Source organism: Corallococcus sp. 4LFB (assembly GCF_046520365.1).
In the GTDB taxonomy this organism is placed as follows: Bacteria; Myxococcota; Myxococcia; order Myxococcales; family Myxococcaceae; genus Corallococcus; species Corallococcus caeni.
Map to the genome: position 1 here is coordinate 1 of NZ_JBKGHJ010000418.1, position 7,525 is coordinate 7,525.

At 71.8% G+C, this 7,525-nt stretch carries 4 protein-coding genes and 1 pseudogene; 2 read left to right on the plus strand and 3 right to left on the minus strand.

From position 1 onward, the window contains the following. Positions 1-214 (minus strand): annotated as a pseudogene (locus ACLEQD_RS32495) (AraC family transcriptional regulator); the annotation flags it as partial. Between the two features lie 73 nt (positions 215-287). Between ACLEQD_RS32495 and ACLEQD_RS32500 the strand changes: the two are divergent. After that, entirely contained in the window at positions 288-1,115 is an 828-nt protein-coding gene (locus ACLEQD_RS32500; protein ID WP_410389377.1) for a dienelactone hydrolase family protein, read from the plus strand. Between the two features lie 50 nt (positions 1,116-1,165). On the opposite strand, the gene ACLEQD_RS32505 is transcribed toward ACLEQD_RS32500, so the two are convergent. Together ACLEQD_RS32505 and ACLEQD_RS32510 are read right to left on the minus strand one after the other, a co-directional pair. Further along, positions 1,166-3,205, minus strand: a complete 2,040-nt coding sequence (locus ACLEQD_RS32505; protein ID WP_410389378.1) for a WD40 repeat domain-containing protein — start codon at positions 3,203-3,205, stop codon at positions 1,166-1,168. A gap of 238 nt (positions 3,206-3,443) precedes the next feature. Continuing rightward, complete coding sequence (locus ACLEQD_RS32510; RefSeq protein ID WP_410389379.1) at positions 3,444-5,885, minus strand: RCC1 repeat-containing protein; 2,442 nt, start codon at positions 5,883-5,885, stop codon at positions 3,444-3,446. A gap of 293 nt (positions 5,886-6,178) precedes the next feature. On the opposite strand from ACLEQD_RS32510, the gene ACLEQD_RS32515 reads away from it, so the two are divergent. Continuing rightward, on the plus strand, positions 6,179-7,270 hold the full coding sequence (locus ACLEQD_RS32515) for an SGNH/GDSL hydrolase family protein (RefSeq protein ID WP_410389380.1): 1,092 nt from the start codon (positions 6,179-6,181) through the stop codon (positions 7,268-7,270). The last annotated feature ends 255 nt before the right edge of the window (positions 7,271-7,525 follow it).

Below are 7,525 nucleotides of genomic sequence, written 5' to 3' on the forward strand. Positions count from 1 at the left end.
CGGAGGCTGAGCGCGCCGTCCACGGAGACGGAGCGCCCCGTGCCCGAGCGGACCGGACGCCGTCGAGCGACACCACGCGCTGACGCAGCGGCTCCGCTCGCCCGGGCCCCGGGCAGAGGCCTGCCTCCACGAGCCGCGCCGCCGTGGCGACCACGTCCAGTCCGACGCCCAGCGGCCCTTCGGCCACTCCATCCAGGACGACATGGGTGATCACGCTGGCAAGACTAGACCGAAGCTTGTCAATGTCGCCACTGGCCCGGACGGCGGGTCTTCCGCATCCTCCGGGCATGCGAGCTTCCGCCCCTGAGTCCACCGCCGACGACCCGCTCGATGACTTCGAGCGGCGCTCCATCACCCTCGATTCGGTCATGCGCCCGGTCTACGTCGCCGGCCGCGGTCCCGCGGTCATCGTCATGGCCGAGATGCCGGGCATCAGCCCTCACGTCGCGCGCTTCGCCCGGTGGGTGCGAGACGCGGGCTTCACGGTCTACATGCCGTCGCTGTTCGGGAGGGATGGTGCCCATCCGCGGGCGGAGGCAGGCCTGGCCGTGATGAAGCGCGCGTGCGTGAGCGCGGAGTTCCGAGCGTTCGCGGCGAACGAGTCGAGCCCCGTGACGCAGTGGCTGCGTGCGCTCGCGCGCCTCGCGCACACGGAGTGCGGAGGCCCCGGCGTCGGCGCCATCGGGATGTGCTTCACCGGCAACTTCGCGCTCAGCATGATGCTGGAGCCCGCGGTGCTGGCGCCCGTCCTCTGCCAGCCGTCGCTGCCGCTCGAAGCCCCGGGCGCGCTTCAAATCGCCCCCGGTGAAGCCGCGACCGTGAAGGAGCGGCTGGAGCGCGAGGACCTGACGGTGCTCGCGTACCGCTTCGCGGGAGACCGATACTGCACGGCCCAGCGCTTCGCGGCCTACGCCGAGGCGCTGGGGCCGCGCTTCCTCCCGAAGGTGCTGCCCGATTCGGCCGCGAACCCCAGCCCTCCACCGTTCTTCGAGCGGGTCGTCGGCAACGCGCACAGCGTCGTGACGGCGCACCTCATCGACGCGGCCGGAGAGCCGACCCTCGCGGCCCGCGATGAGATTCTGGCCTTCTTCGCCCGGAGGCTCCATCCGGCTTGAGCGCGGGGTGGCCTCACCGCGCCCCGTCGCGGGCCTTCACCCTTCCCGGCTCAGCCCTCCGGCGTCCCGAGCGGCACCGCCGGTCCAATCCAGAGGATGTCCCGGAAGGACAGGAGCCGCTCGCGGTACGAGCCGATGGGGGCGCGAGGGTGGAGGAGGATTCCCTCGTCGGTGACCTCGAGCAGGGCCCCGAGGGCGTACCACGTCCCGGATTGCTTCTGGCGCAGCAGCACTCCCTTGCCGAGATACGGCTTGAGGTTGTCGCGGCAGATGGCGGGGCCGTGCGTGAACACGGGGTCGGCCTTGTAATGATCCAGGGGCCGGGTGGGGGCCAGGTATTGCCTCAGGAAGCCCCACTTCCCGTGCCGGGCGTCTCTGGCTTCCAGCGTCTCGCCTTCGGGCACGGAGACGTGCCGCTCCTCGAACGCGGCCTCCGTTGGGGGCGCGACGGGCGAGGGTGCCCCGTCCTCCCACCGCGCATGCCGGGTCCCGACGGCCCAGCGCCAGGGCCAGGCATGGCGTCCCCCCACGGAGAACATCAGCCGGGACTCGAGCGCCTCACGTGAGCCCGGAGCACACACCACGGTGCCGTCCGGCTGCACGCGCGTGAAGTCCCAGCCGTGCGCGGTCGGGATGAACCGCGCGTCGTCCTCCGGCCAGGGGTTCCAGTCGCTCGGGGGTGGCACGCGGCCCGGCTCCAGCTCCAACGAGGACTGGAAGCGCAGCTGCCCGGTGTTCACGTCCCAGAAGGCGATGTCATGGGGCCCCGTTCCCACGACCGTATCGTCCGCGCCCCAGGCCAGTCCGTCGATGCCGCGGGCACCTTCGAGCTTCCGGAGCAGCTTGGGCGAGGGCCCCACCTTCCACAGCTCGATGGTTCCTCCCTCGCGCAGCAGGCATGCGCCCATGGAGCCATCCGGCGACCAGGCCCAGCGGCCCAGGTCGCCGCTCCTGGAAGACAGCCCGAACGAACGGCGCTTCAGGTCCACGTGGCACAGGAGCTTGCCGGCCTCGAAGATGAGGACCTGGGGGAACTCGTAGCCGTTGATGAGCACGGCCAGACGGCGGCCGTCGCGGGACCAGACGTACTCCTCGACCGCGTGGATGCGCACGTCGGCGTGCTTGCCCAGGTCGGCCACCATCCGGCCCGTGTGTCCGTTGGCGAGCCGGGGCTGCTCCTTGCCGTAGGCCAGGCCGTCGCCGTCCGGTGAGAACGCCACGGGCAGCTTCAGCTCATCGAAGCGGTACTGGAGGTCGCCGCCGTGCACGTCGAGGACGGAGGCGGACGGATGGGGCTCCAGCCCCGTGTCGGCGCCCGGCTCGTTCACGAACTCCGCTTCGCAGTAGCCGTGGATGCGGGAGCCGTCCGGGCTCCACCGCACCCAGGTATGCGGGCGTGACTTCGAAGGCTGTCCGTCCAACCGGGCCGGGCACCAGCGAAGCCCTTCACTGGCCTCGTCGACCCGGGCTCCCTCCCTGAACGGGACGATGCATCCCAGCGCACCGTCGGGCCCGGGGGTGGAGATGAACAGGTGGGTCTCATCCGGAGACCAGCACCAGGCGGGCAGGTGTCCCGTGTTCTCCACGTGCTTGGGATTGATGGCGGTCCCTCCCGGCGGCGAGCCCCAGCGCCGGGTGACGTCGGCGGTGAAGGCAGGCAGCGTTCCGGTGAAGGCCCGCATCACGCCGACGACGACGCTGTCCAGGATGACGCCGAGCCACGCCCCCGACGGCGACCACTGGAGGCAGGAGGGCTCCCGCATCGAACCGACCAGCGCGCTCTCGAACCCGACCGCGTCGACCACGCGCCCCGTCGCCAGCTCCCAGATGCGGACGTCACCGCCGTGCGATTCGTCCAGGCGGTTGCTCGCGATGGCGAGATGGCGTCCATCCGGGCTGAGCGCGAAGCAGCGCTGCATGCCGATGTAGCGCGGGGTCTCCACGAGCCGAGCCCCCGTGGCCAGCACCTTGTCGGAGAAGCGCCGGTGGACCTCCGTGACGCCCTGCTCGCGCTCGAGCCGGAGGAGCCGCTCCCGGAGCGGTGAAAGGTCCCGGCTGGCCACGAAGCCGCCGAAGTCGGCCTGGTCCACCAGCGTTTCGAGCTCCGCGTCTGAAGCGTGGGCCCACTGAGAAGGGTCGGCGAACGGTCCTGGCATGTTGTGGAGTCACCCCTCGGGCCACCGTAGCGGACGTGGGGCCCTGGGATCCACGCACGGGCATTGGGCTTCGTCAGGCTCCTGGCGGAGGGCCGCTCGCCCCCCGCGACCTTTCGACGCCCCGGATGCCCGTGCTCGCCCCTTCGCCACGAGGCCCGCCACGTCCAGCGGCCTACGGCAGCGTCACCGTGACGGGCCGGGGGCTGTCCGCGGCCTCGCCATTGCCGAGCTGGCCGGCGTCATTGGCCCCCCAGGCCCAGACGGTGCCGTCGTTCGCCACGGCGAAGGTCTGGCCAGGGCCCGCCGCGAGGGCGCGAACGCCGAGGAACGCGGCGACCTGCCCGCGCGCTTGTCCCTCGGAGTCCGGGCCCAGCCCCAGCTGCCCATGGCCATTCCTGCCGAAGGTGACGAGCGGGGTCGCTCCCGGCGCGGCCAGCGAGTGGGCATCCCCCGCGGCGATGCGCTGGATGCCCGCCAGCCCCACCACCTGCGTGGGGGTCATGCGAGTGGAGGACGCGCGGTCCCCGAGCTGTCCTTCGGAGTTGTCCCCCCAGGCCCAGACGGTGCCGTCCGTGCGCAAGGCCAGCGAGTAGAACTTCCCCGCGGCCACCGCGACGACGCCCGTCAATCCCGCCACCTGCACCGGCGAAAGGCGGTCGAGGTTCGTTCCATCCCCCAGCTCCCCGAACAGGTTGTCCCCCCACGCCCAGACGGTGCCGTCCGCGCGCAAGGCCAGCGCGTGGGAGGCGCCCGCGGAGAGGGCGATGACCTGCGTCAGCCCCCCCACCTGCGCCGGCGTGGCCCGGCTGACGGTCGTCCCGTCTCCGAGCTGGCCGGCGTCATTGGCTCCCCAGGCCCAGACGGTGGCGTCCTCGCGCAGGGCCAGCGAATACCAGGAGGCCGCGGACACGGCTTTGACACCGCTCAGCCCGGCGACGGGGACGGGGGCGTACGACTCCAGGCGGGAGGCATCCCCCAGCTGCCCCTTGCTGTTGTTGCCCCACGCCATGACGGTGCCGTTGGCGAGCACCGCCAGCGAATGCTCCAGCCCCGCGGCGACGCTCCTGACGCCGGTGAGTCCCGGCACCAGGACCGGCGCCGTGCTGGCGCCGTGCTCCACCTTCAGCCCCAGCCGGCCCAGCAGGTTGCTCCCCCAGGCCCAGACCGTGCCATCCGTGCGCAGGGCCAGGGCATGGGTCTCACCCGCGGCCACGCGGCTCACTTCCGTCAGCCCCAGCACCTGGACGGGCGCGTTGCGATTCACGGCGTCCGGCGGGCTGCCGAGCTGCTGGTTCCGGTTGTCGCCCCAGCCCCGCACGCTCCCGTCGGAGAGCACGGCCAGGGCATGGTCGCCGCCCGCCGCCACGGCCTTGACGCCCGTCAGCCCGGGCACCCGCGCCGGAGAGGCGTGGCGGGTGTACGTCCCGTCCCCGAGCTGGCCTTCGCTGTTGTCTCCCCAGGATTGGACGGTGCCATCCTCCAGCAGCGCCATCGCGAAGGAGCGCCCCATGGACAGGGCCGTCACCTGGGCCAGGTGGGGCACCCGGTTCGGGACAGACCAGTCCGAGCGCAGTTGGTCCCCCAGGATGCTGAACGCGTTGACGCCCCACGACGACGCCTCCCCGTCGGCGTGCAGGGCGAACGACCGGTCGGAGTCCGCCGAGACGGAGACGACGCCCGTCAGCCCGGGCACCACGAGCGGGATGGAGCTGCCAGCCTCCGGACCGGACGGCCCGAGGCCGAGCTGGCCGAAGAGATTGCGTCCCCACGCCCGGACCGTTCCGTCCGCGAGCACGGCCAGCGCATGCTCACTGCCGATGGCCAGGGCGGTGGTCCGGGTCAGGCCCAGCACCTGGACGGGCACGGAGCGGTCCACGGTCGTCCCGTCGCCGAGCTGCCCGTACTCGTTGCCCCCCCACGCCCAGACAGTGCCGTCCTGGCGCAGGGCCAGCGTGGAGTAGTAGCCCGCGGAAAGGGCAATGATGTCCTTCAACCCCGACACCTGCACGGGCGTGGTGCGGGTGTAGTTCGTTCCATCCCCGAGCTGGCCGCGGCTGTTGAATCCCCATGCCCAGACGGTCCCGTCCTGGCGCAGGGCCAGGAAGTGGAGCCCTCCGGCGGCCACGGCCTTGACGCCGGTCAGCCCCGGGACCTGGCGGGGCGTGGAGACATCACGCGGGTTGCCGAAGAAGGTGCCCCACTCCCAGACCGTTCCGTCGGGACGCAGCACCAGCGAGGCGACGGCGCCTGCCGCGACGGCCGGCGACTCGGGGCACGCGACGACGGAGAGCAGGAAGGTCCGGGTGGTGGCGGGCGCCACGTCGTTGGTGAGGGTCACCGTCACCTTGACGCGCGTTCCCGCGGGCAGGCATTCCGGGCCCGTCCAGCGCACGTCGCTGGCCGTCGCGGTGCTCAGGGGCGGCTCGAGGACGCCCGCGCTGGCCTCCCAGCTGAAGCCCAGCTTCCGCTGCGCGTCATCCTTCGCGGTGACGTGGAAGTGCACCGTCTCGTTGGCCAGCACGTTGACGGCGGACTGCGTGGCCTCCACGAACGCAGGGGCCTGGGGCCGCGGCTGCGGGTCGGAGCCACAGCCGGTGCCCAGCACGGCCAGCATCGCCAGCAATGCCAGACGGAGACGGGGCTGGCCCGGGAGGCACCCGGAGGAAAAGACAGTCAATCGGTTCATGCGAATCCACGTCAGGAGAATAGGGATGGCACACCGTCTAGCATGGACTGTTCACGGCTGGCATCTGGCGGCCCGCGCCCACCCCGGGTGTAATCCGTGACTCCGTGCCCGACCGCCCCTCCATCCCTGCCTTCGCACGCAGCCTCCGGGGCGTCTGCCTTGGCATGGGCCTGGCGCTGGCCTCGTGCAGGGCCCCCTCCCCCACACCGGAAAGCCCTGCCATGACCTGGGTGAGCATTCCCGCCGCGGACGCGCGGGTGCGGTACGTGGGCCGGACGTACCGTTCAGAGACAGGGGTCGTCTTCTCCCATCCAGGCGTGACGGTTCGCGCGCGCTTCTGGGGAGACGCCGTGCGGATGCGGCTCGATGACGCGGGGACGGGCGGCGAGGTGGGGACCAACCACTTCGACGTCGTGGTGGACGGGGCGCCTCCGCGCCTGCTCGCGGTACATCCCGGCCAGGGCAGCTACGTGCTCGCCAGCGGCCTCCCCGTGGGCCTGCACACGGTGGAGGTCCTCAAGCGCACCGAATCCCTGGTGGGCGCCAGCACGCTCCTGTCGCTCGAGGTGCACGGCGAGCTCCGGGAGCCTCCCCCCCGGCACACGGGGCTCCGGCTGGAGTTCGTCGGGGACTCCATCACCTGCGGCTACGGCACCGACGCCACCTTCCTCCCGGAGTCGTCCTCCTCGAAGGCGCCCACCTTCACGGCGAAGCACCAGAATCCCAGACGGAGCTATGGCTGGCTCACGGCCCAACGCCTGGGCGCGGAGGCCGTGTTCGTCTGTTATTCGGGCCACGGCGTTTACCGCAACCTGGACCTGTCCACGTCCGGGCTGCTGCCCGCCATCTACGAGCGCGCCGTGCCGGACCCGCCCGCCGCCTGGGACTTCTCCAACGACTCGCCGGACGTGATCGTCCTCAACGCCGGCACCAACGACACGTTCGCGGGCGCGGGCACCGCCGCGTTCCTTCCGGACGAGGCGGCGTTCAAGGCGGCCTACCGGACCTTCCTCGAACGGCTCCGCGCACTGCATCCCCGCGCGCACATCGTCTGCACGCTGGGCAGCATGACGGACGGCTACAAGCGGATGGAACGGCAGGGCGTGGTGACGTCCGCGCACGTCGGTGACTGGATTTCCCAGCTCGTGGCGGAGCGCCAGCGCGACGGTGACGCCCGCGTCCACCGCCACGTCATGGCCATGCAGAACCCCTTCGCCGACGGCGTCGGCGAGGACTGGCATCCCTCCGCCGCCACGCACCAGAAGATGGCGGAGTCGCTGAGCCGGTTCATCCAGGACGTCGTGCACCCCTGAGCGGGGCGCCTGGAAACCCAGCCTTCCTCACGCGCTGACGAGCAACAGCACAAGGGGGCCCACCCCGGCGCCCTACCCTGCGATTGCAGCACTGAGAGTGCATGTCGAAGGTTGCGTGGAACCCGAGGAGGCCTTCGGGGTTGCCCTGGGGACTCGGGTAGGCCCTTGAGCGTGGAACGCCTCGCCGTGCGGGAGGCGCGCCACCGCCACCAGGGCCCCCGCGCTCAGCGCCGCGCGTCTCGCCGGGCCTGCGTC

What these genes read in the sequence shown, in the direction of transcription:
- ACLEQD_RS32510 (WP_410389379.1), bottom strand. Translation starts at nt 5,885, where the DNA reads ATGCTGGCCGTGCTGGGCACCGGCTGTGGCTCCGACCCGCAGCCGCGG.
- ACLEQD_RS32515 (WP_410389380.1), top strand. Translation starts at nt 6,179, where the DNA reads ATGACCTGGGTGAGCATTCCCGCCGCGGACGCGCGGGTGCGGTACGTG.
- ACLEQD_RS32500 (WP_410389377.1), top strand. Translation starts at nt 288, where the DNA reads ATGCGAGCTTCCGCCCCTGAGTCCACCGCCGACGACCCGCTCGATGAC.